The following is a 26,412-nucleotide window of genomic DNA, read 5'->3' on the forward strand; positions in this document are numbered from 1 at the left end:
CGGCGACGGGATCATCCGTCCAGGAAGATCCCGTTGCCGGGCCCCACGGGCAGGTCGAGGAAGAAGAACACGCTGAGGATGGCCGCCCACACCAGCCAGAAGCAGACGGTGAACGGCAGCAGCCGGGCCATCACGGTGCCGAGCCCGGCGCTCGGCTCCCACCGGCGCAGGTAGGCGAGCAGCACGATCATGTACGGGTTGAGCGGCGTGATGATCTGCGTCGCGGAGTCGCCCACGCGGAACGTGGCCTGCACGAACGCGGGCTCGTACCCGATGAGGGCGAACATCGGCACGAAGACGGCGGCCATGAGCGTCCACAGCGCCGAGCCCGAGATGATGAACAGGTTCAGCAGCGACGCGACGACGAGGAAGCCGAGGATCGCGCCGTAGCCGGTGAGCCCGATCGACTCGAGCGCGGAGGCCCCGGTCACCGCGATCCACTGCCCGACGCCGGACCAGTTGAACAGCGCGATGAACTGGCCGAGCACGAACGCCAGCACGACGAACCCGATCATGTCCTTGAGCGCCTGGCCGAACATGATCGGCACGTCCTCGATGCGACGCACCGTCCCGACCGCGCGCCCGTAGACGATCGCCGGCACCAGGAACATCGTGAAGACGATGAAGACGATCGAGCTGAGCAGCGGCGACTCGGGCAGGAACGCCCCGTCCTCGTTGCGCCACGGCGACGCCGGCACGAGCACGGCGGCGACCATCACGGCGGCCACGCCGAGGGCCACGACCAGGGCGTTCCGCAGCCCGCGCCGCTCGTCGTCCGTGGTGGCGGCGGACGCGTTCGCGAGCGGGTCCTCCCCGTCCTCCACGACCTGCTCCATGGGCACGCCCTGCCGGCGGATGCGCGGCTCGAGCACCTTGTCGATGAGGAAGCCCGCCAGCAGGGCCAGGGCGATCGACGAGACGGCGTTGAAGAACCAGTTCGACAGCGGGTTCACGGGCGAGCCCGGGTCGGGCAGGATCTGCGCGACCGAGCTGGTGATGCCCGCGAAGAGGGCGTCGAGGCTGGTGACGAGGATGTTCGTCGAGTACCCCGCGCCGGCCGCCGCGAACCCGCCGAGCAGGCCCGCGACCGGGTGCCGACCCGCGGCGCGGAACACCATCGCCGCCAGCGGCGGGATGATGATGAACGCGGTGTCCGACATGATGCTGCCCATCACGCCGACGAAGCCGACGGCGTAGGCGAGCGCCCACCGCGGCGCGGACCCGAACGCGTACCGCACGGCGGCCCCGAGCAGCCCCGACTTCTCCGCCACGCCCACCGCCATGAGGATCGGCAGCACCGTGACGAGCGGCGGGAAGCCGAGGAAGTTCTCGCCGAGGTTCTCGGTGAGCCAGGTCATCCCCTCGGCGGTGAACAGGCCCTTGACCTCGACGACCTCGTCGCTGCCGGGCATCTGCACGGTGACCCCCGCGAGCGCCATGCCCGTGGACGCCAGCGCGATGACGCCGAACAGGATGAGGAACAGGGTGAACGGCTCGGGCAGCTTGTTGCCGACCCGTTCGACGAACGCCAGGAACCGGTCGGTGCGGGATCGTGCGTCGACGGAGGTGGTCACGCGGTCTCCTCGGGTCGGCCCGCCACCGCGGGCGTGTCCGCCCGAACGTAGTGGCCCCGGTCATCCGTCGCGAGGCATTCGTCCGCATCGTGAGATTCGCGTCGTTCCTCCCGTCCGCCGCGACCGCTTCCCTACGATGCCTGACATGACCGTGCCCGACGCCGTGCCCCACGAGGACCACGTTCCCCCCGCCCGCCCGAGCACCGCCTACCTCGACCACCTGTTCCACGAGAGCGAGGAACGCCGGCGGGCGGCCCCGCCGTCCGACGTCGCCCCCTCCCTGCTGCCCGACGCCGTGGCCGACGCCGTCGAGCGCGCGGCCGAGGCGCTCGAGCCCGACCTGCGCGACGTCGTCGAGCGCCTGCACGCCGACCCGGAGCCGGCCTGGGAGGAGCACCGCAGCGCCGCCCTGCTGGTCGACGTCCTGGCCCGGCACGGCGTCGAGGCCGAGCTGGGCGCGCACGGCGTGCCGACGGCCTTCCGGGCGGAGCTCCGGGGGGCCGCCGACGGGCCGACGATCGCGATCTGCGCGGAGTACGACGCGCTGCCCGTCATCGGGCACGCCTGCGGGCACAACGTCATCGCCGCCGCGGGCGTGGGCGCGTTCCTCGCGCTGCGCGACGTGCTGTCGGCCGAGGGCCCCTCGGGCGCGGCGCCCGCCGGCCGCGTCGTCCTGCTCGGCACGCCCGCCGAGGAGGGGCACTCCGGCAAGGAGGTCCTGGCACGCGCCGGCGCCTTCGACGACGTGGACGCGGCGATCATGGTGCACCCGTACGGGCAGGACGTCGCCGAGCAGGTGTGGCTCGGCCGGCGCCTGCTCACCTGGACGTTCACGGGCCGCCCGGCCCACGCGTCCGCCCAGCCGTTCATGGGGCGCAACGCGCTCGACGCCGCGAACCTCGCCTACCAGGGCATCGGCCTGCTGCGTCAGCAGCTCCCGCCGGTGGACCGCGTGCACGCGACGGTCGTCGAGGGCGGCACCCGGCCCAGCATCATCACCGAGCGCGCCGTCATGCGGCTCTACGCCCGGTCGAAGTACCCGGACACCCTGCGCGACCTGTCCGCGCGGCTCGACGACGTCGCGCGCGGCGCGGCGCTCATGACCGGCACCGAGGTCGAGATCGTGTGGGACGACGGCGCCCTGCCGAGCCTGCCGGTACGCACCAACGCGGCGCTCACGGAGCGCTGGGTGGCGGCGCAGCGGCGACGCGGGCGCGACCCGCTGCCGCCCGGCGTGGTGTCCGAGACGCTCGCGGCGTCCACCGACTTCGGCAACGTGTCGTTCCGCGTGCCCGGCATGCACCCGCTGATCCAGGTCTCGGCGCCCGACGTGGCGCTGCACACCGCCGAGTTCGCCGACGCCGCCGGCGGACCCGCCGCCGTGCCGGCCGCCGTCGACGGCGCCGTCGGGCTGGCGCTCACCGCGCTGGAGTACCTGTCCGACGACGCGCTGCGGACCGCCGTGCACGACGAGTTCGTCGCGCACGGCGGCCCGCTGGACGTGCCGACCTACTTCGACTGAGGAGATCGGCGGGTGCCGGTCAGCGTGCGCTGAGCTCCGCCGGGTCGGCGGGGCCCTGCGGCGCCGGCTGCACCGGCGCGTCGTCGCTCGGCACGTCGCCGCGCAGCACGGTCGCGGTGGCGGCGGGCCGGTCGTCGGTCACCGTGAACCGCAGGGTGTCGGTGAACTCCCGGCCGTGGTTGTCGGTGGCCGTCACCGTCGCGGCGTGCGTGCCCGCCCCGAGGTCCTCGGGGAGCGGCAGCCGCCACAGGTGCGCGTTCGACCGCGTCGCGTTCCCGCTGGTGAGCAGGTTGCGCGTGGCCGCCGTCGGGTCGGAGTACTCCCAGCCGGTGCGCAGCGACTCGCCCGTCATCGGCTGCGTGTGCTCGGCCTCGACCGCGGCGCCGCCGTCGATCGACACCTCGACGTGCGCCGCCGACGAGCCGGCGTAGAAGTTCGCGGTGAGCCAGCTGTCGCCCGCGAGGTCCTCGGCGCTCACCAGACGCTCGTCGCCGAGCGCGGGCGCGTCGCCCTCCTTGCCGCCGTCACGCCACGCGAGCGCCTCGCCGGCCCAGTCCCGCCAGTGCGGCGTGTTGACGCCGAGCGCGAGCTGGAGGTCGTCCGGCTCGCCGCGGACCGTGTACCGCTCCGCGAACGCGTTGCCGTCCAGGTCCAGGGTGAGGACGCCCGGACGGGCGCCGTCGGCCATGTACGCGAACGGCAGGCCCTGCTCGTCCAGCCCGCCGGAGTACCAGTCGCCCGAGACAGCGCCGGCCACGAGCTGGGTGTGCTCGAGCTCCTCGACGCCGCCCGCCTGCCACTCGGCGCGGGTGTCGCCCGGCAGCAGGTTCTCCAGCATGTGCGTGTGCCCGCCGACGGTCACCGCGTTGCGCCCGCGGAGCACGTCGTACAGCTCCGGCGCGTTGTCCGTGATGACCTGGCGGTGGTCGACGATCGGGGCGTGGGCCGCGACGACGACGAGCTTGTTCCTCGGCACCTCCGCGAGGTCCGCCTCGAGCCAGGCGAGCTGCTGCTCGTCGACCTTCTCGAGGTAGCCGCCGTTCTTGCCGTCCGGCTTGGCGCCGTTGTAGACGATGTTGTCGAGGACGACGACGTGCGCCTGCCCGACGTCGTAGGAGAAGTAGCCGGGCCCGACCTCCTGGCGGAACGTGTCCAGGGACCGGGAGTCGTCGGCGGCGTCGTAGTCCATGTCGTGGTTGCCGGGCGCCATGCGGACCGGCCCGTTCGCGGCGGCGTAGATGTCCTTGAGCTCGGGGTAGAGGCTCAGGTCGTCGCCCACGTTGTCGCCGAGCAGCAGGATGCCGCAGCTCGCGTAGTCGTCGCGGGCCATGAGGTCCGCGACGGCCCCGTCCCGGGCGTAGCCGACCTGGGTGAGGTCGTACGTCTGGGTGTCGGCCGCGATCGGGCAGCTCTGCTTCGCCCTGCCGGTCGCCTTGGACTTCCCGAGCGGGAAGTTGACGGCCTTCGGCAGCGGCCCGGTGGGCTCGAGGCCGCCGTACCTCAGGTCGGGCGACCCCTCGGGCAGGTGGTTGTAGCTGAACTGGGCGATGGCGTTCTCGTCCACCGGCACCTGGTAGCCCGCGGGCTGGGTGACGAAGACGGTCATGTCGTCGAAGGCCGGGACGCTGTAGCGCCCCTTGCCGTCGGTCGTGACGACGTCGCGGCCGTTGGACACCTGGACGCCGGCGACGCCCTTCTCGCCCTTGTCCTGGGTGGAGTCCTCGTCCTTGTCGTGGAACACGGTGCCGGTGAGCACCTCGGGGTCGGCGGCCTCGCCGCGCACGACCTCGACGTGGCCGGTGTACAGGCCGGCCTGGGCGCGCTGGGCGGCCGCGGCCGCCCTGACCTCGGCCGGGTCGGGCGACGGCGCGGCCGCGGCGCCGGGCGCCACGAGGACCAGCCCGACGAGCGAGGCGGCGCCGGCGGCGGCACAGGCCTGGCGGATGCTGCGGGGGTTCATGTACTTCCTCCGGGGTCGTGAGAGAGCGGATCGAGTACACGCCCTCGTCAGGGCGCTCCGGCATGCCGATGGCGACGACGGTAGGCGGCCGAGGCAACCGTCCGGTGTCGCCGAGACGCCGGGCAGCGGAACGCCAGGGCGTCCTCGGCGAACTCCCAGCGAACGCGGCCCGTCCGTTACCCGGCGGACACCGGCGGCGAACACGCCCGTCATGCGCGCTCCCTACCGTCGGGCGCACCCGGACGACGGGGCCCTGCCGCACGAGCACGAGGAGCGCACATGCACGACGGACGAGACGCTGCCGAGACCCTCACCGCCGGCCTCGGCCGCCGACGCTTCCTCCAGGCCGCGGCCGGCGTGGGCGCCGGGGCCGCGCTGACCGTCGGGGCGGCGGTCCCCGCCGCCGCCACCTCGGGCGGCACCACCGCCGCGGGCCGGGGCGGGGCGGCGGGCTTCGGCGGCATCCTGCAGCCGGGCCGGGGCCGCATCCGCGGGGACCACTACCTGCGCTCCGACGTCGACGACGTGCTGTGGGGCTACGTCCCGTCGGTGCACGCGACCGCCGTGGCGCGCGTCCGGTCCGGCCGCACGATCACGATCGACTCGGTGTCGCACGAGGGCATCCTCGAGGACCAGGGCCGCGACCCGGTCGCCTGGTTCGGCGAGCGTGGCATCCACCGCCGCGAGGTGCTGGACGACGCCGTCGCCATCGCCGGCGGCTACGACCGCACCTCGCGCAACTTCGACGCCGACGGCCCCCACGTCATCACCGGCCCCGTGCACGTCGAGGGCGCCGAGCCCGGCGACGTGCTGAAGATCGAGACGCTCGACGTCGTCCCGCGCGTGCCGTACGGCGTCATCTCGTCGCGGCACGGCAAGGGCGCGCTGGCCCTCACCGCCTCCGGCGCACCCGCCGGCATCACGCTCGACGAGGTCATGCCGCCCGTCGCGACGGACGGCCGCGGCACCGGCGTCCCCACCGAGTACGGCAACGTGTCGGTGCTCGCGCAGATCCGGGGCGGCAAGGCGGCGATCGGCGAGGGCCGGTCGCGCGTGTCGTTCCCCCTGCGGTACTTCTTCGGCACGATGGGGGTCGCTTTCTCGGAGAACACCGGCCTCACCGCCCCCGAGGCCAACTCGATCCCGCCGACGCTCGGCGGCGGCAACATCGACATCAGCCGCCTGGGCGCGGGCTCCACGTTCTACCTCCCGGTGCGCGCGCCGGGCGCGCTGTTCTACGTGGGCGACCCGCACATGGCGATGGGCGACGGCGAGGTGGCGCTCACCGCGATGGAAGGCTCCCTGCGCGGCACGTTCCGCCTCACGGTGTGCAAGCCAGGCTCGGGCGACGCGCCGTCCGTCGCCTACTCGTACCCCTTCGCGGAGACGGAGGACGCCTGGATCCCCATCGGCCTGTCCGACCCGGACGGCGCCGTCGGCGGCAACGGCAGCGACCTCGACGTCGCGATGCGGCGCGCCGTCGTCAACGCCCTCGACTTCCTCGAGCACGACCAGGGCCTGGACCGCGCGATCGCGTACGCGTACCTGTCCGCGGCGGCCGACTTCGCCGTCTCGCAGGTCGTCGACCGGACCGTCGGCGTGCACGGCCTGGTCCGCAAGGCCGACTTCCGACGCTGACGGCGCGCGGGACCGCCCTGACGCCCGACGGCGACGACTGGCAAGATCGACCCATGCACGAGCGCGCAGGGAAGCCGGCCCAGGACATCGACCTCATCGACGTCGACCAGGTGGTGGGGGCGTACTACGACCTCGTGCCCGACGTCTCCGACCCGGCGCAGCAGGTGGTGTTCGGCACGTCCGGGCACCGCGGCTCCAGCCTGGACACGGCGTTCAACGAGGCGCACATCGCGGCGATCACGCAGGCGATCGTCGAGTACCGCGCGTCGCAGGGCACGGACGGCCCGCTGTTCATCGGCCGGGACACGCACGCGCTGTCGCTGCCGGCGTGGCAGACGGCGCTGGAGGTGCTGGCCGCGGCGGGCGTCACGGTGATGGTCGACGCGCGGGACTCGTTCACGCCGACGCCCGCCGTGTCGCAGTCGATCCTCATCCACAACGGGGCGACGACGGGCGACGGCGTGCGCACGCAGGGCCCCGGCCTGGCGGACGGCATCGTCGTCACGCCGTCGCACAACCCGCCGCGCGACGGCGGCTTCAAGTACAACCCTCCGCACGGCGGCCCCGCCGGGTCGGAGGCGACCGGCTGGATCGCCGACCGCGCCAACGAGATCCTGCGCACCGGCGGGCTCGCGTCCGTGCGCCGGGTCGCGCTCGAGGACGCGCTCGGCGCCGACACCACGCACAAGCACGACTTCCTCACCACGTACGTCGACGACCTGCCGAACGTCGTCGACCTCGAGGCGATCCGCACGGCCGGCGTGCGCATCGGCGCGGACCCGCTGGGCGGCGCGTCGGTGGAGTACTGGGGCGCGATCGGCGAGCGGTACGACCTCGACCTCACCGTGGTGAACCCGCAGGTCGACCCGCGCTGGTCGTTCATGACGCTCGACTGGGACGGCAAGATCCGCATGGACTGCAGCTCCCCGTACGCGATGGCGTCGCTGGTGGAGCGCATGGCCGGTCGTGACGGCGGCGACGCGCCGTTCGACGTCGCGACCGGCAACGACGCCGACTCGGACCGGCACGGCATCGTCACCCCCGACGCCGGGCTGATGAACCCGAACCACTACCTGGCCGTCGCGATCGAGTACCTGTACGGCGGCGCGCGGCCGGGCTGGCCGGACGGCACCGCGGTCGGCAAGACGCTCGTGTCGTCGGCGCTGATCGACCGCGTCGTGGCGGGCCTGGGCCGGCAGCTGGTCGAGGTGCCGGTGGGCTTCAAGTGGTTCGTGCCCGGCCTGCTGACCGGCGAGGTCGGCTTCGGGGGCGAGGAGTCGGCCGGGGCGTCGTTCCTGCGCCGCGACGGCCGCGTCTGGTCCACGGACAAGGACGGCCTGCTGCTGGCGCTGCTCGCCTCCGAGATCATCGCGACCACGGGCCGCACGCCGTCCGAGCACCACGCCGACCTCGTCGACCGTTACGGCGAGTCCTGGTACGCCCGCGTGGACGCGCCGGCCACGCGCGCGCAGAAGTCGCGCCTGTCGGCCCTCTCCCCCGACGAGGTCAGCTCCACCACGCTCGCCGGGCAGGACATCACGGCGACGCTCACCGAGGCGCCGGGGAACGGCGCGAAGGTCGGCGGCCTCAAGGTGACCACCGCCGACGCGTGGTTCGCCGCGCGCCCGTCGGGCACGGAGGACGTGTACAAGATCTACGCCGAGTCGTTCGTGTCCGCCGACCACCTCGCGGAGGTGCAGGCGGCCACGAAGGAGCTGGTCGACGGCGCGCTCGGCGACGCCTGACCGGCCGCCCGCCGTGCCGGCTCCCCGCACCTACGTCGTCACCGGCGCCGACTCCGGCCTCGGCCGGGCGGTCGCGGACCTGCTCGCCACGCGCGGGCGGGTGATCACCTGCGGGCTGGCCGACGACGTGGACGTGCGCGCCGACCTCACGACCGTCGCGGGCCGGGCCGACCTCGTCGAGCAGGTGCGGTCGCTCGGCGGCGGCCGGGTCGACGGCCTCGTCGCGGCGGCGGGTGCCGGCGCGCCCCGGCCGGAGACGGTGGCGCTGAACTACTTCGGCGCCACCGCCGTGCTGGAGGGGCTGCGCGGGTGCCTGGCGGCGTCGGACGCCCCGGCCGCGGTCGTCGTCTCGTCGTCGTCGACCCTGAACCGCGGCAGCGGTGCGCTGGTCCGCGCCTGCCTCGGCGGCGACGAGGAGCGCGCGCTCGCGGTCGCACGCCGACTGGTCCGCACCGGGCGCGGGAGCCAGCTCTACCGGTCGAGCAAGGCGGCGCTGAACCTGTGGGCACGGTCCACGGCCGTGTCGCCGGCGTGGACGCGCGCGGGCATCGTGCTCAACGCCGTGGCCCCGGGGATCGTCGCCACGGACGTCGTGACCCGCACCTGGGCGCGCGACCGTCTGCTGCTGGAGACGGCGCTCCCCCAGCCCCTCGGCGCGCCCGGGCCGGTCGCGCCGGTCGCCGACCTGCTCGCGTTCCTGGTCTCGCCCGAGAACCGCTTCATGACCGGCCAGGTCGTCTACTGCGACGGGGGCACCGACGCCCTGACGCGCGGCGGTCGCCCGCAGCGGGTGTACCTGCGGTACGGCGTCCGTGAGATGGCGACGATGTGGCGCGAGGCGCAGAGGCGCACGACCACTCCCTGACACCCATTTGATTTCAGCAGGCAACCTTTTTATGTTTGCTCCCCGCAACCAATATGGGGGTGGGCAAGCATGCCTGAGCACGTGCGGTACGAGGAGCTCCAGCGCCAGCTGCGCGCCGTCGGCGCGGTCAAGCGGACCATCGTGCGGAACCTGCCGCAGGACTGCGCCGTCGGGCCGACGGCCGTCATGTCGACCCTGCGCCGCCAGGGGCCGATGCGGCTGAGCCGCCTCGCCGACCAGCTCTGGCTCGACCTGTCCGTCACCAGCCGGCACGCGTCGCACGCCGTCGAGCAGGGCTGGGTCGAGCGCACGCACGACCCGGACGACCGGCGGTCCTGGATCCTCAGCCTCACCCCGGCGGGACGGCACAAGCTCGAGCAGATCTCCGAGCGCACCACCGGCCTGTTCGCCGAGCGGATGGGCGACTGGGACGACGCCGAGATCGACCGGCTGACCGAGCTCATGGCGCGCCTGCACGGCAGCTTCGCCGAGTGCCCGACGTCGGCCCGCGCCGCCGTCCCCGCCCGGGCCTGACGGCCCCCGCCCCCACCTCGACCCCGCAGCACCTCGAGAGGACCTTCATGGCATCGACCACAGCGGCGGCGCCCGCGCACGCCAAGCGCGGCGCGCGCACCGACCACCAGCCCGGGGTCTCGATGAGCCACCGGCAGATCCTGGAGGCCCTGTCGGGCCTCATGCTGGGCATGTTCGTCGCGATCCTGTCCTCCACGATCGTCTCGAACGCCCTGCCGGAGATCATCGCCGAGCTCGGCGGCGGCCAGTCGGCCTACACCTGGGTCGTCACGGCCTCGCTGCTGTCGATGACCGCCACCACCCCGCTGTGGGGCAAGCTCGCCGACCTGTTCAGCAAGAAGGTGCTGGTGCAGGTCGCGCTGGTGATCTTCGTGCTCGCCTCGGCGGCCGCGGGGCTCGCGCAGTCCGCGGAGTGGCTCATCGTCTGCCGCGTGTTCCAGGGCATCGGCACCGGCGGTCTGTCCGCCCTGGCGCAGATCGTCATGGCGACGATGATCGCGCCGCGCGAGCGCGGCCGGTACTCCGGCTACCTGGGCGCCACCTTCGCCGTCGCCACCGTCGGCGGCCCGCTGCTCGGCGGCGTCATCACGGACACCGACTGGCTGGGCTGGCGCTGGTGCTTCTACGTAGGCGTCCCGTTCGCGCTCGTCGCGCTGATCGTGCTGCAGAAGACGCTGCACCTGCCCGTCGTGAAGCGCGACAACGTGAAGATCGACTGGGGCGGCGCGTTCCTCTCGACCGCCGCCGTCTGCCTGCTGCTCCTGTGGGTCACGTTCGCGGGCGACAAGTACGACTGGAACTCGTGGCAGACGTACGCGATGACGGGCGGCGCGCTCGTCCTCGTGCTGCTGTTCGTGCTGGTCGAGTCGAAGGTCTCCCAGCCGATCATCCCCATGCGGCTGTTCCGCAACCGCACGGTGGCGCTCTCGTCGGTGGCCTCGCTCTTCGTGGGCGTGGCGATGTTCGCCGGCACCATCTTCTTCAGCCAGTACTTCCAGCTGGCGCGCGACAAGTCGCCGACGATGGCCGGCGTCATGACGATCCCCATGATCGGCGGCCTGTTCGTCTCGTCGACCCTCTCCGGCCTCATCATCACCAGGACCGGCCGCTGGAAGGGCTGGCTGGTCTCCGGGGCCCTGCTGCTCACCGCCGGGCTCGGCCTGCTGGGCACCATCCGGTACGACACCGAGTACTGGCACGTCGCCGTCTTCATGGCGGTGATGGGCGTCGGCGTCGGCATGATGATGCAGAACCTCGTGCTCTGCACGCAGAACCAGGTGGCCCCCGCCGACCTGGGGTCCGCCAGCTCGCTGGTCACGTTCTTCCGCTCGCTCGGCGGCGCGATCGGCGTCTCCGCGCTCGGCGCCGTCCTGGCCCACCGGATCCCCGACTACGTCGCGGACGGCCTGGCGAACCTGGGCCCGAAGGGCGCCGAGCTCGCCCAGGGCGCGGCGGGCGGCTCGGGCGAGATCCCCGACATGGACCAGGTGCCCGAGCCCCTGCGCGGCGTCCTCGAGAGCGCGTACGGGCACGGCATCGCGGACGTCTTCCTCATCGGCGCGTGCGCCGCCCTCGTCGCCTTCCTGCTCGTCGCCTTCATCAAGGAGGTCCCGCTGCAGACCAAGGGCGCGATGGAGCAGTCCGCCGACGAGGAGGCCGGCTCCGCGGCCCCGGAGGCCCTCGAGGACACCGAGGCCTACGCCCCTGAGCTCGTCGCGGTCGGCGCCGGGCCGACCGCTCGGCGCGCCGCTCCGGCGGCGGACGTCCTGCCCGACGGCGGCACGGACGGCATCACCGTGCACGGCCTGGTCCGCGGCGCCGAGGGCGCCCCGCTGCCGCAGGCGGCGATCACGCTCATCTCGCTGGGCGGGCGACAGCTCGGCCTCGCGATCGCGCGGTCCGACGGCGCGTACGCGGTCGACGCGCCGGGCGCCGGCACGTACGTGCTCATCGCCTCGGCCGACGGCTTCCAGCCGCAGGCCTCGACGATCGTCGTCGGCGCGACGCCGCTGGCCCACGACGTGCTGCTCAGCGGCACCAGCGGCCTGCGCGGCGTGGTGCGCGGCCCGGACCTGCACCCCGTCGCGGGCGCGATGGTGCTGGTCACGGACGTGCGCGGCGACCTGCAGGCGAGCACGGTCACGGCGGAGGACGGCGCGTTCGCCCTCGAGGAGCTCGTGCCGGGGCCCGTCACGGTGGCCGTCAACGCCGCCGGGTTCCGGCCCCGCGCGCTGCCCGTCGAGGTCGGCGCCGCCGGCGTCACGCGCGTCGAGGTGGAGCTCGCGGCGGGCGCCCGGGTGACCGGCGTCGTGCGCGCCCCGCACGGGCCGCTCGCGGACGCCCGGGTGACGCTCGTCGACGCGGCGGGCAACGTGGCCGGGACGGCGACGACCGGCGCGGACGGCGCCTACGCGTTCACCGACCTGGACGGCGGCGAGTACACGGTGATCGCGACGGGCTACCCGCCTGCCGCGACGGCCGTGAGCCTCGCCGGCGCGGGCGTCGACGGGCACGACCTCACCCTCGCCCACCCCGCGGAGTGAGCGGCGTGCTGACCGCCACGGTCCGGACGCGCGACGGGTGGGCCGTGCCGCACGCGGTCGTCACCCTCACGGACGCCGCCGGCGCGCAGGTGCTGCGCGCGGACGCGGACGACGACGGCGCGGTCCGCGGCGAGGCCGCGCTGGCCCCGGGCGCGTACGTCGCGATCGTCACGGCGGTGGGCTACGCGCCCGCCGCGACGTCGGCGATCGTCACCGCCGCGGGCCGCGCCGCCCTGGGGGCCGTGACGCTGGCCCGGCAGGGCGGCACGGAGCTGCCGCCGCCGGGCCCGTGGACGATCGACCCCGCGCACTCGTCGGTGGCGGCGGTGGCCCAGCACCTGGGCATCTCCAGCGTGCGGGGCCGGTTCACCGAGCTCGCCGGCCGGATCGACGTCGCGCCCGGCGACGTCTCCCGGTCCGGCGTGGCCGCCGTGATCGCCGCGGCGTCCATCGACACCGGCAACGCCTCTCGGGATGGCCACCTGCGGTCCCCGGACTTCCTCGACGTGGAGCGGTACGAGCACATCACGTACCGCTCGACGGGGATGACGCCGGTCGCCGACGGTCGCTGGACGGTGCACGGCGACCTCACCCTGCACGGGCTGGCGCACCCGGTCGACCTGGACCTGACCTACCTGGGCACCGGCGCCGACGCGCAGGGCGTCGTGCGCGCGGCGTTCCGCGCCACCACGGAGCTGCGCCGCGACGCCTTCGCCATCCGGTACAACGAGGTCGCCGCGGCCGGCGTCGCGATCGTGGGAACGACCCTCAAGGTCGAGCTGGAGATCCAGGCCGCGCAGGGCGCCGCGCTGCCCGCCTGACCGCGCGCCCTACGCGCGGCCGGCGCCGTCCAGTTCCTCCAGCTCCGCGACGAGCGTGCTGTGCTCGGCGTCCCGCCGGATCGCCGCCCCGAGGGCGCGCGCCGAGCGCGCGTACGACGGGTCGTCGAGCACGCGCCGGACGGCGTCCGCGAACCGCGCCGACGACGCCGTGCGCGGCAGCCGGACGGCCGCGCCCCGCAGGGTGACTCGGACGGCGTTGTCCGCCTGGTCGCGCCCGTGCGGGACGACGACGGCGGGGAGGTCGGCGGCGAGCGCCTTGAGCAGGGTCCCGTGCCCGCCGTGGGTCACGACGGCCGCGGCCTCCCGCATCGCCCTCCCGTGCGGCGCAGAGGCGACGACCGTGACGTCCGGCGTGCCACGGACCGCCGCCGGCGACACGGCGGGGCCGGTCGTGACCAGGCCGCGCACGGGCAGCGTCGCGAGCCCGTCGACGACCCGCTGCAGGACGCCGACGTGGTCCTGGAACGTCGACGACATGGCGACGAGGACGAGCGGGGCGTCACCGGGCGGCGGCGACCAGTCGTCGTCGTCCGCCCAGGACGGGTCGTCGAGCACCGGACCGACGTACCGCGCCGCGGGGGGCAGCGTCGCGGGGAGGTCGAACGCCGGGCTGGTCATGACCAGGTGGCGCCGCGCGCGGTGCACCTGCTCCCACGAGTGCGCGATCGGCCCGACGCCGAGCTCGGCGCGCAGGGCGTTGAGCCGCTCCAGCGTGTAGCGGTCGAGCCCGACGACCGTCATCCGACGCATGGCCGCGTCCCGCGCCCTGCCGAGCGGGCCGCGCGCAGGCACCAGGCCCATCCCGACCGGCGTCGCGCCCGGGGTGGGCGGGACGTAGACGTTGGGCATGAGGACGTCGAACGGGATGCCGCGCGACTCGGCCGCCATCATGGCGCCGAACGCGAAGATCGACGAGACGACGAGGTCCGGCCGGTCGTCGTCGATCGCCGCGGCGACGTCGCGCGCGTGCCCGGGCGCGGGCCCCGCGATCGCACGGTCGCCCATGAGGCGCGCCTGCGCGAGCGGGCTGGTGCGCTCCCAGTCGCGGAACGGGTCGTGCGCCGGGTCGCGGTCCGGGCGGTTCGGCCCGTGCTCCCAGCGCACGACGCGCGCCCCGGTGGCGCTCGCCTCCGGGAGCATCGAGTCCTCCACCAGCACCGTCACGCGGTGGCCGCGCTCCACGAGCCGTCGCGCGGCGCCGAGCTCGGGCGGTACCGTGCCGCCGCCGTCGGTCAGCGCGAAGAGGTAGGTGTGCGGCATCGCGGCCCCTCGGAGGTCGACTCACGGTGTTCGGCGTGCTCGGCTCCACGGTAGGCCGGACACGCTCACTCGCAGGCGGTCCCGTCCCCGTCGCGGTCCAGCCGGGAGGAGTAGCCGGGGTCGCCGCGGTGCACCGGCGCCGCGCCGGCCGCCCGCGCCGCGTCGCAGTTCGCGAACGGCTCCTGCGTGGGACCCGTGTCGTCCGAGCTCGTGTCGTCCGGGCTGGTGTCGTCCGGGCTGGTGTCGTCCGAGCCGGCGTCGTCCGGGCCGGCGTCCACCCGCGGCGCCGGCCCGCCGGACGGCAGCGGTTCGTCGGGGCACCGGGACAGGATGCCCGCGATGGCGTCGTGCTCGGCCTGCGTGACCCACAGCGCGTACGCCTGCTTCACCGCGACCTGCCGCGCCACGTACTGGCAGCGGAACGCCTTGGACGGCGGCAGCCAGGTCGCGGCGTCGCCGTCCCCCTTGCCCGAGTTGGTCGGGCCGTCGACCGCGAGCAGGTTCAGCGGGTCGTTGGCGAGCTGCCGGCGCGCCACGCCGTCGAGCTGCTGCGCCCCCTTCTGCCACGCGTCGGACAGCGCGACCACGTGGTCGATCTGCACCGCCGTGGACGTCGCCTGCCCGCGCAGGAAGTCGATCCGCGTGGCGGTGTACGGGTCGGCGAGCACGCCGCTCAGCACGATGCAGTCGTGCGTGTCCGGGTCGGTGACGGTGCGGGTCAGGTCGCGCGCGAGGACGTCGTTGCGGGTGTCGCACCCGTTGTGGTCGACGTCGGCCCACGCCGGGCCGAACTGGTCGCGGGAGTAGCCCGTCTTGGGCGCGCGACCCTTGACCGGCAGGCCCTCCAGCGCCGCGAGCGCGGTCCCCGCTGGTGACGTGCCCGACGACACGGGCGCGTCCGAGGGCGCCGGCTCGTCCGACGGAGCGGGCAGGTCGGACGGCGCTGCCAGGTCGGACGGCGCTGCCAGGTCGGAGGGCGCGACGTCGTCGACACCGGGGGTCGCGGGCTCGAGGCCGCCGGCGCACGCGCCGAGCAGGAGCGCGACGGAGACCCCCAGCGCCGCGATGCCGCCGCGCCGGGTGGTGGTCGCCGCCCTCACCGGGCGGGGTGCGCGAGCAGGTCGGCGTACTCGGGGTGGCGCTGCACGTAGGCCTTGATGAACGGGCACAGCGGCACGATCTTCTCCCCCGCGGCGCGCACCTGGTCGAGCGCGCCGGCGGCGAGCTGCGACCCGATCCCCTGCCCCTCGAACGCCGGGTCCACCTCGGTGTGCGTGAAGACGACCACGGCCGACCCCTCGTCAGCCTTCCGCTCGTAGTACGCGCCGCCGGCGCGGCGGCCGTCGTCGAGCCGGGCGAGGAAGACCTGGTGGTCGCGGTCGTCGACGACCGTCACGGAGGTGGGGGTGGCGTTCATGGCCCCCATCCTGGCCGCTGACCCCGACATCTGTCGCCCCCCGTGCCGGACGAGACGGACCTCACGGCGCCTGGTGGACCGGCTCCTCGTCGCCGGGCAGCAGGCGGTGCAGCAGCGGCGTGTTGACCCGCACGGTGAAGAAGTCGATGAGGGGCCCGGCGAAGAACGCCGTCATGACGGTCCCCACCCCCACCGGGCCGCCGAACAGGATCGCGAGGCCGACGAACGCCAGGTCCTGCACCACCCGCACCACCCGGTAGCGCCACCCGGTGCGGTCGACGACGATCGGCGCGATCGCGTCGTATGGCGCCGTCCCGATCCCCGCGGTCATGTAGGCCGACGCGCCGGCGGTGAACAGCACGATCCCCACCCCGAAGAGCACGGCCTGCAGCAGGTGGCTGGGCGGGTCGGGCACCAGGGGCGCCAGCAGCGCGCCGAACCACTGGACGAAGAACCCCGTCATCACCATGTTGATGACCGTGCCCAGCCCGACGTAGCGGCGCGCCCACACCACGACGGGCACGAGCAGGACGGCGTTCACGGCGAGCTGGTACGCCCCGAGCCCGATGCCGAGGTGCCCGCTGACCCCGATGTTCGCCGCCGTGAACGGGTCGACGCCGACGTGCGCGGACAGCAGCACGGCCGACCCGAGGGCGAGCACGGCGACGCCGCCGAGCGCCCAGAGCGCACGCGGCACGAGCTGCGCCGCGCGCACGCGGTCCCTGGCGGTCATGGTCCGTCACGCTAGAGGCCCCCGGCCGGGCGCGCGCGGTGGGGCTGCGCCGCACCAAGCCCCACACCCGCGGGGGTGGGAGAATCCGGCCGTGACCGAGCCCGTCCCCGAGGGCCCCGACACGGCGTCGGGCGCCCGGAAGCGCAACCCCTATCTCGACGTCCTCCAGGTACCGGGGGCGCTCCCGTTCTCCGCCGCCGGCGTGATCGCCCGGCTGCCGATGTCGATGGTCGGCATCGGCACGGTGCTCATGGTGCAGGCCCTGTACGGCTCGTACGCGATGGCGGGCCGGGTGTCGGCGGTGCTGGTGGTGGCGCAGGCCCTGGTCGCGCCGCAGATCGCGCGCCTCGTGGACCGGTCGGGCCAGGCCCGGGTGATGACCCCGATGCTGGTCGCGACGACGGTGGGGCTCCTGGGGCTGGTGGCGGCCGCGACCCTCGGCGCCCCGGAGTGGGTGCTGTGGGTGTGCGCCGCGGTGGGCGGGGCGAGCCAGGGCTCGTACGGGTCGCTCGCCCGGGCCCGCTGGTCCCACGTGCTCCCGGAGGCGCGGCGCGTGCACACCGCCTACTCCCTGGAGTCGGCCCTCGACGAGCTGGTGTTCATCGTGGGCCCGGTGCTGGCGACGACGCTCGCGACGACGGTCATCCCCTCGGGCGGCCTGCTGGTCGCGGCCGTCGTGGGCGGCGGGGGCGCCGCCTGGTTCCTCACGCAGCGGCGCACCGAGCCGCCCGCCCGGGGCGCGGCCGTACCCGCGGACGGCGAGCGCGTCGGCTCGGTGACGCATCCCGACGCCGTCCGCCTCGAGCGCCGCTCGGCGATCCGCATGCCCGGGATGCCGGTGCTCGCCGTCGTCTTCGTCGGCATGGGCGTCATGTTCGGGTCGAGCGACGTCGCCACCGTGGCGTTCGCGGAGGAGCAGGGGGTCAAGGGCCTCGCCGGGCTGGTGCTCGCCTGCTTCGCGCTGGGCTCGATGGTCTCGGGCCTGGCGTACGGGGCCCGGCACTGGGTGTCCCCGCTGTCGGTCCGGTTCACCGTCACGGCCTGCGGGATCGCCGTCGGGGTCTCCCTGTTCTTCTTCGTCCAGAACCTCGTGGTCCTGGGCGTGGTGATGTTCGTGGCCGGGTTCGCCATCGCCCCGACGCTCATCAACGGCAACGCCCTGGTGCAGGCGCTCGTCGCGCCGCACCAGCTCACCGAGGGCCTCACGTGGGTGGGCACGTCGCTGGGCGTCGGCGTCTCGCTCGGCTCGTGGCTGGCCGGCGTCGCAGTGGACGCCGTGGACTCGCACGCCGGGTTCCTCGTCACGATGTCGGGCGGCTGGGCGTGCGCCGTCCTCGCGGTCGTCGCCCTGCCGGGGATGCGCAGACGGAAGCCCTACACGGCCGCGACGCCCTGACGCTCGCGTCCCCGGGTCCGGTCAGGGGACGACGACGGTCTTGCCCCGGGAATGGCCGAGCCCGAGCTCGTGCACCGCGTCGGGCACCTCGGCGAGCGGGCGCACGGCCTCGACGGCGGGGGCGAGCCGCCCCTCGACGACCATCGTCGCCAAGGTCTGCAGGTCGTCCGGCTGGGTGATGCCGACGAACCCTCGCAGCCGTTGCCGCAGGAACGGCGACCACAGCAGCCCGCGGAGCTGGCGCTCCGCCCCGCCGAGGAGCCCGCTGGTGGTCACCCCGGCACCCAGCAGCACGAGCGTGCCGCGGGGCGTCAGGGCGCGGCGCAGGTCGCGCAGCGGCCGGTTGCCCGCGACGTCGACGACGACGTCGTGCAGCCCGGCCGCGGTGATCGGTTCGCGGGTGTAGTCGAGAACGCGCTCGGCGCCGAGCCGCGTGACCAGCTCCGCCTTGCCGGGGCCCGCGACCCCGGTGACGGCGGCACCTCGCGCCACCGCGAGCCCGACGACGAACGTCCCGACGCCGCCACCCGCGCCGGTGACGAGCACCCGCTGGCCGGCGCGCACCTCGCCGATGTCGCGCACGGCCTGGAGCGCCGTGGTGCCGGACACGCCGAGGGTGGCGGCCGCCTCGGGAGCGAGGTCCGGCGGGCGCGCGGCGAGCTTGTTCTCCGGCGCGAGCGCCAGCTCGGCGAACGTGCCGGCGCCCGTGCCGAACACCTCGTCCCCGACGGCGAACCGTCGCGCCCCGGGGCCCACGGCCTCGACCGTGCCGGCGAGCTCCTGACCCGCGACGCGCGCCTTCGGGCGGCGGAGCCCGAACGCGAGGCGCGCCACCGGTGGCCGTCCCGTCGTCAGGTACCAGACGCCGGCGTCGAGCGCCGCGGCCCGCACCCGGACCAGCAGCTCGCGGCCGGTCGGCTCCGGCGGGTCGACCTCGGCGAGCCGGAGCACCTCGGCCGTGCCGTAGCGGTCGTGCACGATCGCTCGCATCGTTCCTCCCGCGGGCCGGCGAGGGCTGCTGGTCGGGGTTCCTCGACGATACGCACGCCCGCGGGAGCACGCCGTGGCGAGCGCTCGGGGCTCAGGGCTCCGGATGGTGCGCGTCGTACCGCCAGAACCGGGGTTGCAGCCGCACGACCAGCCACAGCACGGCGACGCACGCGAGCCCGCCGACGACGGCCGCCCAGCCCTCGCCGAACCACGTGGCCTCCGAGCCCAGCACCATCTCCCCGAGCCGCGGCCCGCCCGCGACGACCACGATGAACACGCCCTGGAGGCGGCCGCGCATGTGGTCCGGCGTCGCGGTCTGCAGGATCGACTGGCGGAACACGGACGAGATCGCGTCCGACCCGCCCGCGAGCAGCAGCGCCACGCCCGCGAGCACGACGGCGCCCCACAGCACGCCGTCCGGCGCGTCCGGCCCGACGGCGACCAGCACCGCGCCGAAGGCCGTGACACTCAGCCCCCACGCCGTGATCGCCCACACGATGATCCGGCCCTGCCACCGCACGCGGACCAGCGCGCCGGAGAACACGCTCGCGAGGATGCCGCCGACGGCGAACCCGGCGGCGAGCACGCCCGTCGTCGTCTCCCCGCCGCCCAGGTAGAGCGCGCCCGCCGCGGGCCACAGCACGCGGGGGAAGGCGAGGACCATCGCGGCCAGGTCGACGACGAACGTCGTGCGCACGTTCGGCCGCGTCGCGAGGTAGCGCAGCCCGTCGAGCACCGAGCTCAGCCCGACGACGCGCCGCCGGGCGGGCGCGGCGCCGGTCACGTCGTCGTCCCTCTGGTCGTCCAGGGTCAGCTCGGGCGGGACGGCGGGCAGCCGCCACACCGCCCACAGCGCGGCGGTGAACAGCAGCGCGTCGAGGGTGTACGCCCAGGCATACCCCAGCCGGGCCACGAGGAGCGCGCCCACGAGGGGGCCGCAGGTGAGGGCCACGTTGAACGACAGCGTCTGGAGCGCGTTGGCCGCCGGCATGAGCTGCGGCTCCAGCAGGCGCGGCACGATCGACGTGCGCGCGGGGTTGTTGATGGCGAACGCCGCGGACTGCAGCGCCACGAGCCCGTACAGCAGGTTCACCGAGCCGACGTCGAGCCACGCCTGCGCCGCGATGGCCGCCGTCACCAGCCACAGCACCGAGGACGCGAGCAGCGAGACGCGGCGCCGGTCGTAGTGGTCCACCAGCGCCCCGCCGTACAGCCCGAGGGCGACCAGCGGCACCAGCGCGGCGATCCCCAGCGTGCCCACCGCGAGCGTGGACCCCGTCAGGGCGTACACCTGCAGGCCCACCGCGACCACGGTGACCTGCGTGCCGATGTTCGAGACGCCGAGGCCCCACCACAGGCGACGGAACGCCGGGGAGACGCGCAGCGGCGTGAGGTCGGCGATCAGGCGGGGCACGGTGTCCCAGGGTAGGCGTGTTCCGCGGGCAGCCCCGGGCGGGTCCGCCGAGACCCTCCCCCGAGAGCCCGGTGATCGTCCGCCCGGGGCCGCCACGCGTACCCCGCGTCGCCGGTGCGTCGTGGGTGCGGCCCGGCCCCCTGCGCCGTGCCGCACCCCGCCGACCCCAGCCGGGGCGGAGCTGCCACGGGACACTCCCCAGTGATCCCCCGTGACAGCGCCGCCCCGTCCGGAGCCGGTACCGGCTCCGACGGGGTCAGCGGGTCTCGACCGCGACGACCTCCCTCCGGCGGCGCAGCACCAGCGCGACGCCCGCCAGCATCAGCAGCAGCGCCGGGCCCAGCAGCCGCAGGTCGCCGCCCGTCGTCGGCAGCGACTGCATCGCGCCGGTCCCGCTGGCACCGTCAGCGCCGGACGCCGCCGTGGCGCCGTCGGACCCGGTACCGATCAGCTGTCCCGAACCGTCCGCGCCGGCGGCCTCGGCGACCGGTCCGCCCACCGGGGTGGTCGAGCCGTCGCCGGACCCGTCGTCACCCGGGTTGGCGGTGCCACCGTCGCCGGGGTCGGTCCCGTCGCCCGGGTCCGTGCCGTCCCCCGGGTCCGTGCCGTCACCAGGGTCCGTGCCGTCACCAGGGTCCGTGCCGTCACCCGGATCGGTGCCGTCACCCGGATCGGTAGCGGTGGTGCCGTCCTCCAGGACGTCGTCGACCAGACCGTCCTCGGCGAGGACGTCGTCGGTGACGGCCCCGAGGTCGCCCTCGAGCAGGTCGTTCACCGTGTCGTTGACGTCCTCGACGACGTGCTCGACGAGCTCGTCCGTGACGCCGTCCTGCGGCTCGTCGGCACCGATGATGTCGTCCACGGTGCCGTCCTCGCCGGCGATCCCGTCGACGGTGTCCTCGACGAGGTCACCCGTGCCGAGCACGTCGTCCACGGTGCCGGTCGAGTCGACGACGTCGTTCAGCACCGGGTCCAGACCCTGGTCCTCCAGCACGTCGTCGACCAGGCCGTCCTCGGCGGTCAGGTCGTCGACGACGCCCGGCAGGTCGCCGGCCGTCACCGAGTCCAGCGTCGAGTCGACGTCGTCCACCACGGCCTCCACGACGCCGTCCGTGACGCCGTCCTGCGGCTCGTCGGCGCCGACGACGTCGTCGACCACGCCGTCCTCACCGAGCAGGCCGTCCGCGGTGTCCTCGACGAGGTCACCCGTGCCGAGCGCGTCGTCCACCGCACCGGTGGAGTCCACGACGTCGTTCAGCACCGGGTCCAGACCCTGGTCCTCCAGCACGTCGTCGACCAGGCCGTCCGCGGCCGTGAGGTCGTCGGCCACCGCGCCGAGGTCGCCCTCGGTGAGGTCTCCCACCACCTGCTCGACGTCGTCGAGCGCGTGCTCGACGAGCTCGTCCGTGACGCCGTCCTCGGGCTCGTCGGCACCGACGACGTCGTCCACGACACCGTCCTCGCCGGCGAGGCCGTCCACGACGTCCTGCACCAGCGACCCGGTCCCGACGGTGTCGTCGACCGTGCCCGCCAGGTCGGAGACCTGGTCGACCACGTCGTCCGCGGCCGCGTCCACGCCGCCGTCCTCCAGCGCGTCGTCCAGCAGCCCGTCGTCGGCGGCGACGTCGTCGACCACGCCCGGCAGGTCGCCGGCCGTCACCGAGTCGAGCGTCGAGTCGACGTCGTCCACCACGGCCTCCACGAGACCGTCGGTGACGCCGTCCTGCGGCTCGTCGGCGCCGAGGACGTCATCCAGCACGCCCTCCTCACCGGCGATCCCGCCGACCACGTCCTGCACCGCCGACCCCGTGCCCAGCAGGTCGTCCACCGCACCGGTGGAGCCCACGACGTCGTTGAGCACCGGGTCCAGGCCCTGGTCCTCCAGCACGTCGTCGACCAGGCCGTCCTCGCCGGTCACGTCGTCGACCACGCCCGGCAGGTCGCCGGCCGTCACCGAGTCGAGCGTCGAGTCGACGTCGTCCACCACGGCCTCCACGAGACCGTCCGTGACGCCGTCCTGCGCCTCGTCCGGGCCGAGGACGTCGTCCAGCACGCCGTCAGCACCGAGGAGGCCGCTCACCGTGGACCGCAGCAGCGACCGCGTGCCCAGCACGCCGTCGACCGTGCCCGCGGCGTCCGCCACCGACACGGTCAGGTCGTCCACCGCGCCGTCCAGGCTCGGCAGCGCGCCGGTCAGGTCACCCAGCCCGGCCGAGTCGCCCGTGCCGGGCAGCGAACCGAGGTCACCGAGGTCACCGAGGTCACCGAGGTCACCGAGGTCACCGAGGTCACCGAGGTCACCGAGGTCACCGAGGATGGTGTCGGTCGCGCTGTCCTCCAGCGCGTCGTCCAGCACCCCGTCGTCGGCGACGACGGAGTCCACGACGCCGTCCAGGTCACCGGCGGTCAGACCGCCCAGCGCGGCGTCGACGTCGTCGAGCAGGTGCCCCGCGACCTCGTCCGTCACACCGGCCTCGGGCTCGTCGGCACCCAGGACGTCGTCCACGACGCCGTCCTCACCGACCAGCCCGTCCACCGTGCCCTGCACCACCGGCTCGGTACCCAGCGCAGCGTCCAGCGAGCCCGCCGCGTCCGAGACCCCGGACAGCACACCCTCGACCGTGGCATCGACATCCGTCAGCGCACCAAGGCCACCCAGCGACCCCAGATCACCGAGGTCACCCGGTCCAGCACCCGGCAGCTCACCGCCACCGAGACCAGGCAGACCATCCACGACACCGGTCAGGTCACCGACATCACCGAGGCCACCGAGGTCACCGAGGTCACCGAGGTCACCCAGGCCGTCGACCGACCCCAGGTCGTCGATCCCGGGAAGACCGTCGGTCGCGTCTCCCTCGAGCGCGTCGTCGACGAGGCCGTCGTCCGCGACGACGGAGTCCACGACGCCCTCCAGGTCACCGGCGGTGACGCCGTCGAGCGTGCCGTCGACGTCGTCGAGCGCGTGCTCCACGACCTCGTCGGTCACACCGGACTCGGGCTCGTCGGCACCGAGGACGTCGTCGAGGGCGCCGTCCTCACCGGCCACCGCGTCGACGGCGCCGTCGGCGACCCCGCCCACGGTGTCCTGCACCGCGGTGCCGGTACCGAGGACGCCGTCCACCGCACCGGTCGCCGTGTCGACGGTCTCGCCGACCTGCTCGAGCGCCGCGTCGACGCCCTGGTCCTCGAGCGCGTCGTCCACGACACCGCCGTCGGCTGCGACGTCGTCCACGACGCCCTCGACGTCACCGGCGGCGAGGTGTCCCGTCGCCTGCTCGACGTCGTCGACCACATGCTCGGTGACCTGGTCGGTCACGCCGGACTCGGGCTCGTCGGCGCCGAGGACGTCGTCCACGACACCACCGTCGCCGGTGACCCCGTCGACGGTGTCCCGGACGTCCGAACCGGTCCCGAGCGCCTCGTCGGCGGCTCCCGCCACGTCCGACACCTCGTCGGACGCACGGTCCACGGTCTCGTCGACCGCGCCCCCGGCTCCTCGGTCCGCGGGCTGCGGCGTGCCGCCGTCGCCCCGGTCGTCGCCGGCCGAGCCGCCGTCGGCGCCGTCGTTCCCGGAGTCGCCACCCGCCGGTTCGGCGGGCTGGTCCTCGATCGCGTCGTCGACGACGCCGTCGTCCCCGGCGACGTCCTCGACGACGCCCTGGACGTCGCCCGACTGCACGTCGTCCGCCGTCTGGTGCACGTCCTCGGCGACGGCGTCCACGAGGTCGTCGGTCGCCCTGTCGGACTCCTCGTCCGGCCCGGCGACGTCGTCGACCGCGCCGTCGTCGCCGGCGACGGCATCGACCACCGCCTCGACGCCCTCCGTGTCGACCTCGGGGAGGTCCACGGGCGTGTCGAGCTCGGCATCGTTCGTCTCCTCGGAGACCTCGCTCAGGTGGAGGTCGACCGAGGTGTCCGCACCGACGGTGGCGTCGACGACGTCATCGTCCGCGGCTTGGGCCGTCACGGCCCCGGCGACCACGAGGCCGCCTGCGACGAGCGCGACTTTCAGCGCTCGTCGGACATGGGTATGCATGATCCGCTCCTGACTGGCGTGGTGCGCGGGAGGCGGATGCCGCCCGCGGTCGCAGTCGCGCGTGAGGGCGCGACGCGGCCACGTCAGGCAGGAGAGACGGGGATGTCGAGAGCGACCGCCGGGAGGCGGTCGAGCTGGTCGCCCGCGGGGGCGATCCACGCCCGCGCGGTGAAAGGGTCGCTGCCCGCGAGGTCGGCCGCGGCGTCGCCGCCCGACGCCCCGCGGACGCTCGAGGAGGGGCCCGACGGCGCGCTGCTGGCGGCGGGCGCCGACGGCGTGGCCGGCGCGGGCTCACGGTCGGCGGGGACGAGCGCCTGGTCGGCGGCGTCCAGCACGCTGCCGACGTCGGAGAGGAACGCCCCCGGCGCAGGCTCGAGGACGGCCGTGCTCACGACCGCGGGCTCGGACCCCGAGGTGTGGCGCGCACCCGGGGCGGCGGCGTCGACGTTCGTCGCGCGGTCGGCGGGAGCGGCCGGTCCCGGCGCCGGCTCGGCGGGGTCTTCCGCGGCGGGCAGCCCGAGCACGGGCTCCGGGGCCGGCAGCAGGACGGGCTCGACCACCGGGGCGACGGCGTCCACGACCGGCTCGACAACGGGCTGCAGCGTCCCGCCGACGGGGTCGACCACGGGAGCGAGCGCATCCACCACCGGGGCCGCCACGTCGAGGACCGGGTCGACGACAGGCTTCAGCGAACCCGTCACGGGGGACACCAGTCCGACGACGGGCTCGAGCACCGGGTCGAGCGTCCTCACGACCGGAGCGACGACGTCACCCACCCCGTCGGTGACGGGCGCGAGCGGACGCGTCACGTCGTGCACCACGTGGCCGACCGGCTCGAGCACCGGGGACAGCGACCGGGTCACGGGGGCCAGCGTCTCCGCGGCCGCGCCCGTCACGGGCTCGAGCGCCCCGCCGACCGGTCCGGTGATCTCCTCGACGACGCCCGCCACCGGGTCCACGACCGGCGACAGCGGGCTGAGGACCCCCTCGACCAGCGCCCCCACCGGCTCGGTCACCGCGCCGACGGGCGCCGTCACCGCCTCGACCGTGCGAGCGACGGGCTCCAGCACGGTGCCGCGCTCCGCGTGCTCGGCCGGTGCTTCGGTCTGCTCCGGCGCGGCGTCCGGCCGTGCCGCCTCGGCGGGGGCGGGCTGCTCGGACTGCTCAGGCACCTCGGACTGCTCGGGCTGCGGTTCGTCCGCCGGCTGCTCCTCGACGGCCAGCTCGCGAGCCAGGTCCTCGGCTGCCTGCTCGGCGGGCGCCACGACCTCGTCGTGCACCGCCGTGCGCAGCCGCTCGGCCTTCTCACGGACCGGTGCCACGGCATCGTCGACCGCGTCACGCACACGTTCGGCTCGGCGGTCGGCCGACCGCTCACCGTCGTCGGCGGCAGGCTCGTCGGCCTCCGGCTCGTCGGCGGCAGGCTCGTCGGCCGCAGGCTCGTCGGCCGCAGGCTCGGCGGCCTCCGGCTCGACGGCGACGGGCGCCTCCGCCTCGTGCTTCTCCACCGAGCTCTTGTCCACCGCGGGCTTCTCCACCGCGGGCTTCTCCACCGCGGGCTTCTCGGGAGCAGCCTCCTCGGCCGGGGACTGCGCGGCACGCTCACTCTCGACGGGCTCCTGAGCAGCCCGCTCGTGGCGCGGCTTCGGAGCGTCCGCGGCCTTCTCCTGCCCCCGCTCCGGGGGTCGAGACTCGCGGTCCCCACGGTCCCCACGGTCCCCACGGTCCCCACGGTCCCCACGGTCGCCGTCGTCGTGGTCGGTCAGCGACCGGACCACGGACGTCAACGGGCCCTCGTGGCCGCCGTCGTCGGCTGACGCGGTGCCGGCGAGGGTGACGCTCAGCGCGGCGGCCCCGGCGAGCCCGACGGCGGCCCCGGCCACGCGCGCGACCCAGCGCCGGCGGCGTCCTGCCGCCGGAGCACGGTCCACGCTGCGTGTCAC

General features: G+C 74.8%; 18 protein-coding genes. 8 read left to right on the forward strand and 10 right to left on the reverse strand.

Features of this window, described 5'->3' with window-relative positions:
• Positions 1–11 precede the first annotated feature (11 nt).
• The gene (locus ACFQ8Y_RS04995; RefSeq protein WP_430584780.1) at positions 12–1,574 is read right to left on the reverse strand and encodes an AbgT family transporter; all 1,563 of its coding nucleotides are present in this window, start codon (positions 1,572–1,574) and stop codon (positions 12–14) included.
• 145 nt (positions 1,575–1,719) lie between these two features.
• Between ACFQ8Y_RS04995 and ACFQ8Y_RS05000 the strand changes: the two genes are divergently transcribed.
• Complete coding sequence (locus ACFQ8Y_RS05000; protein ID WP_430584781.1) at positions 1,720–3,096, forward strand: M20 family metallopeptidase; 1,377 nt, start codon at positions 1,720–1,722, stop codon at positions 3,094–3,096.
• A 19-nt stretch (positions 3,097–3,115) separates the two neighbouring features.
• On the opposite strand, the gene ACFQ8Y_RS05005 is transcribed toward ACFQ8Y_RS05000, so the two are convergent.
• Positions 3,116–5,056 carry a calcineurin-like phosphoesterase C-terminal domain-containing protein gene (locus ACFQ8Y_RS05005; protein WP_430584782.1) on the reverse strand — a complete coding sequence of 647 codons (1,941 nt, stop codon included), beginning with the start codon at positions 5,054–5,056 and terminating at the stop codon, positions 3,116–3,118.
• Between the two features lie 279 nt (positions 5,057–5,335).
• Here ACFQ8Y_RS05005 and ACFQ8Y_RS05010 point away from each other — a divergent pair, with 279 nt between their 5' ends.
• From ACFQ8Y_RS05010 to ACFQ8Y_RS05035, 6 genes are all read left to right on the forward strand, one after another.
• Positions 5,336–6,694 carry an acetamidase/formamidase family protein gene (locus ACFQ8Y_RS05010; RefSeq protein WP_430584783.1) on the forward strand — a complete coding sequence of 453 codons (1,359 nt, stop codon included), beginning with the start codon at positions 5,336–5,338 and terminating at the stop codon, positions 6,692–6,694.
• Positions 6,695–6,747: 53 nt separating this feature from the next.
• Positions 6,748–8,439 carry a phosphoglucomutase (alpha-D-glucose-1,6-bisphosphate-dependent) gene (gene pgm / locus ACFQ8Y_RS05015; protein WP_430584784.1) on the forward strand — a complete coding sequence of 564 codons (1,692 nt, stop codon included), beginning with the start codon at positions 6,748–6,750 and terminating at the stop codon, positions 8,437–8,439.
• A 13-nt stretch (positions 8,440–8,452) separates the two neighbouring features.
• Positions 8,453–9,304 (forward strand): SDR family oxidoreductase, encoded by an 852-nt coding sequence (locus tag ACFQ8Y_RS05020; protein ID WP_430584785.1) that lies wholly within the window; start codon positions 8,453–8,455, stop codon positions 9,302–9,304.
• A gap of 69 nt (positions 9,305–9,373) precedes the next feature.
• Positions 9,374–9,838 carry a MarR family winged helix-turn-helix transcriptional regulator gene (locus ACFQ8Y_RS05025; RefSeq protein ID WP_430551536.1) on the forward strand — a complete coding sequence of 155 codons (465 nt, stop codon included), beginning with the start codon at positions 9,374–9,376 and terminating at the stop codon, positions 9,836–9,838.
• Between the two features lie 47 nt (positions 9,839–9,885).
• Positions 9,886–12,381, forward strand: a complete 2,496-nt coding sequence (locus tag ACFQ8Y_RS05030) for an MFS transporter (protein ID WP_430584786.1) — start codon at positions 9,886–9,888, stop codon at positions 12,379–12,381.
• Positions 12,382–12,386: 5 nt separating this feature from the next.
• Entirely contained in the window at positions 12,387–13,202 is an 816-nt protein-coding gene (locus tag ACFQ8Y_RS05035; RefSeq protein ID WP_430563476.1) for a YceI family protein, read from the forward strand.
• 9 nt (positions 13,203–13,211) lie between these two features.
• On the opposite strand, the gene ACFQ8Y_RS05040 is transcribed toward ACFQ8Y_RS05035, so the two are convergent.
• The 4 genes from ACFQ8Y_RS05040 to ACFQ8Y_RS05055 all read right to left on the reverse strand — a co-directional run bounded on the left by ACFQ8Y_RS05040 (position 13,212) and on the right by ACFQ8Y_RS05055 (position 16,633).
• Complete coding sequence (locus ACFQ8Y_RS05040) at positions 13,212–14,483, reverse strand: glycosyltransferase (RefSeq protein WP_430584787.1); 1,272 nt, start codon at positions 14,481–14,483, stop codon at positions 13,212–13,214.
• 65 nt (positions 14,484–14,548) lie between these two features.
• Positions 14,549–15,583 carry a DUF1524 domain-containing protein gene (locus tag ACFQ8Y_RS05045; protein WP_430584788.1) on the reverse strand — a complete coding sequence of 345 codons (1,035 nt, stop codon included), beginning with the start codon at positions 15,581–15,583 and terminating at the stop codon, positions 14,549–14,551.
• The gene (locus ACFQ8Y_RS05050) at positions 15,580–15,900 is read right to left on the reverse strand and encodes a GNAT family N-acetyltransferase (RefSeq protein ID WP_430584789.1); all 321 of its coding nucleotides are present in this window, start codon (positions 15,898–15,900) and stop codon (positions 15,580–15,582) included. The genes ACFQ8Y_RS05045 and ACFQ8Y_RS05050 overlap by 4 nt, the downstream gene beginning before the upstream one ends.
• A gap of 61 nt (positions 15,901–15,961) precedes the next feature.
• Positions 15,962–16,633 (reverse strand): YitT family protein, encoded by a 672-nt coding sequence (locus ACFQ8Y_RS05055; protein ID WP_430563479.1) that lies wholly within the window; start codon positions 16,631–16,633, stop codon positions 15,962–15,964.
• Between the two features lie 91 nt (positions 16,634–16,724).
• Between ACFQ8Y_RS05055 and ACFQ8Y_RS05060 the strand changes: the two genes are divergently transcribed.
• The gene (locus ACFQ8Y_RS05060; RefSeq protein ID WP_430584790.1) at positions 16,725–18,029 is read left to right on the forward strand and encodes an MFS transporter; all 1,305 of its coding nucleotides are present in this window, start codon (positions 16,725–16,727) and stop codon (positions 18,027–18,029) included.
• Between the two features lie 21 nt (positions 18,030–18,050).
• Here the strand turns inward: ACFQ8Y_RS05060 and ACFQ8Y_RS05065 are convergent, their stop codons facing one another.
• The 4 genes from ACFQ8Y_RS05065 to ACFQ8Y_RS05080 all read right to left on the reverse strand — a co-directional run bounded on the left by ACFQ8Y_RS05065 (position 18,051) and on the right by ACFQ8Y_RS05080 (position 26,412).
• The gene (locus ACFQ8Y_RS05065; RefSeq protein ID WP_430584791.1) at positions 18,051–19,019 is read right to left on the reverse strand and encodes an NAD(P)-dependent alcohol dehydrogenase; all 969 of its coding nucleotides are present in this window, start codon (positions 19,017–19,019) and stop codon (positions 18,051–18,053) included.
• Positions 19,020–19,110: 91 nt separating this feature from the next.
• Positions 19,111–20,433 (reverse strand): MFS transporter, encoded by a 1,323-nt coding sequence (locus ACFQ8Y_RS05070; protein ID WP_430551527.1) that lies wholly within the window; start codon positions 20,431–20,433, stop codon positions 19,111–19,113.
• 256 nt (positions 20,434–20,689) lie between these two features.
• Complete coding sequence (locus tag ACFQ8Y_RS05075) at positions 20,690–24,469, reverse strand: beta strand repeat-containing protein (RefSeq protein WP_430584792.1); 3,780 nt, start codon at positions 24,467–24,469, stop codon at positions 20,690–20,692.
• Positions 24,470–24,552: 83 nt separating this feature from the next.
• Positions 24,553–26,412: a hypothetical protein gene (locus ACFQ8Y_RS05080; protein ID WP_430584793.1), complete on the reverse strand. Its 1,860-nt coding sequence runs from the start codon at positions 26,410–26,412 to the stop codon at positions 24,553–24,555.

The sequence above is a fragment of the Isoptericola sp. NPDC056605 genome, assembly GCF_042792795.1.
Lineage (GTDB): Bacteria > Actinomycetota > Actinomycetes > Actinomycetales > Cellulomonadaceae > Isoptericola.

Bases quoted from the DNA above. Each gene is read 5' to 3' on its own strand.
- ACFQ8Y_RS05010 (WP_430584783.1), top strand. From the start codon at position 5,336: ATGCACGACGGACGAGACGCTGCCGAGACCCTCACCGCCGGCCTCGGC.
- ACFQ8Y_RS05030 (WP_430584786.1), top strand. From the start codon at position 9,886: ATGGCATCGACCACAGCGGCGGCGCCCGCGCACGCCAAGCGCGGCGCG.
- ACFQ8Y_RS05055 (WP_430563479.1), bottom strand. From the start codon at position 16,633: ATGACCGCCAGGGACCGCGTGCGCGCGGCGCAGCTCGTGCCGCGTGCG.
- pgm (WP_430584784.1), top strand. From the start codon at position 6,748: ATGCACGAGCGCGCAGGGAAGCCGGCCCAGGACATCGACCTCATCGAC.
- ACFQ8Y_RS05050 (WP_430584789.1), bottom strand. From the start codon at position 15,900: ATGAACGCCACCCCCACCTCCGTGACGGTCGTCGACGACCGCGACCAC.
- ACFQ8Y_RS05065 (WP_430584791.1), bottom strand. From the start codon at position 19,019: ATGCGAGCGATCGTGCACGACCGCTACGGCACGGCCGAGGTGCTCCGG.
- ACFQ8Y_RS05025 (WP_430551536.1), top strand. From the start codon at position 9,374: ATGCCTGAGCACGTGCGGTACGAGGAGCTCCAGCGCCAGCTGCGCGCC.
- ACFQ8Y_RS05075 (WP_430584792.1), bottom strand. From the start codon at position 24,469: ATGCATACCCATGTCCGACGAGCGCTGAAAGTCGCGCTCGTCGCAGGC.
- ACFQ8Y_RS05005 (WP_430584782.1), bottom strand. From the start codon at position 5,056: ATGAACCCCCGCAGCATCCGCCAGGCCTGTGCCGCCGCCGGCGCCGCC.
- ACFQ8Y_RS05000 (WP_430584781.1), top strand. From the start codon at position 1,720: ATGACCGTGCCCGACGCCGTGCCCCACGAGGACCACGTTCCCCCCGCC.
- ACFQ8Y_RS05040 (WP_430584787.1), bottom strand. From the start codon at position 14,483: ATGCCGCACACCTACCTCTTCGCGCTGACCGACGGCGGCGGCACGGTA.